This window comes from Escherichia sp. KCJ4928 (assembly GCF_004352695.1).
Lineage (GTDB): Bacteria > Pseudomonadota > Gammaproteobacteria > Enterobacterales > Enterobacteriaceae > ECMA0423.
The window spans coordinates 1-871 of the sequence record NZ_SJWV01000471.1 but is presented as its reverse complement, the minus strand read 5'-3'; the positions used below and the strand labels follow the sequence as shown (position 1 = coordinate 871).

Here is an 871-nt window from a genome sequence, read left to right as displayed (position 1 = left end):
ATAATTTTCGTGGCGGGGTTACGTCTGAAGACAGTCATATCAATGTTTCTTCATCTTCAGTCCTGTTCTCAGATGCATCGTCATTTATAAACAGCTCCCTGAATATTCATAAAGGAGGTGCGCTGACCGCTCAGGGAGGGCTGTTTACAAGTGGAAGCATTGATATTGGTGACGCTTCCCTTCTGCTTACCGGTACACCAGTGAATTCAGATGATGCTGCTTTTTTACCGACCATCAATATGGCTGATGGCGGATTTAACCTGATGTCTGATTCATCAGTACTGAAAGCCAGAGACCAGGCATCTGTTGTTGGTGATATTATTTCTGATAAACAGGCCACAATCAGCTTCGGAACTGAATCAGGTAAAGAGGGCATATTGTCTGAGAAGGCATCCCGGGGACTCGCGGTCGGATTACTGAGTGGTTTTAATACGGCATACCGCGGTGCAATTCATGCCCCGTCAGCATCTGCCACTATGAACAACACCTGGTGGCAACTAACCGGAGATTCTGCGCTGAAAACACTGAAAAGTACAAACAGCATGGTCTATTTCACTGACAGCGCAAACAATAAGAAATTCCATACGCTGACGGTCGATGAGCTGGCAACCAGCAACAGCGCCTATGCGATGCGTACGGACCTGAACAATTCGGATAAGCTGGTAGTAAACAAAAAGCTGTCAGGTAAGGACAATATTCTGCTGGTTGATTTCCTTCAGAAACCAACGCCTGAAAAACAACTGAATATTGAACTGGTAAGCGCGCCAAAAGACACCAATAAAAATGTCTTTAAAGCCAGTAAACAAACCATTGGTTTCAGTGATGTAACGCCGGTTATTACAACCCGGGAAACCGATGACAAAATAACATG

1 protein-coding gene is annotated in these 871 nt (G+C 45.0%); it reads left to right on the top strand.

Translation table 11 applies throughout. The features are described 5' to 3' along the window. The coding region (locus E0D98_RS24910) for an autotransporter outer membrane beta-barrel domain-containing protein (RefSeq protein WP_131891372.1) at positions 1 to 871 on the top strand (871 nt) is incomplete at both ends.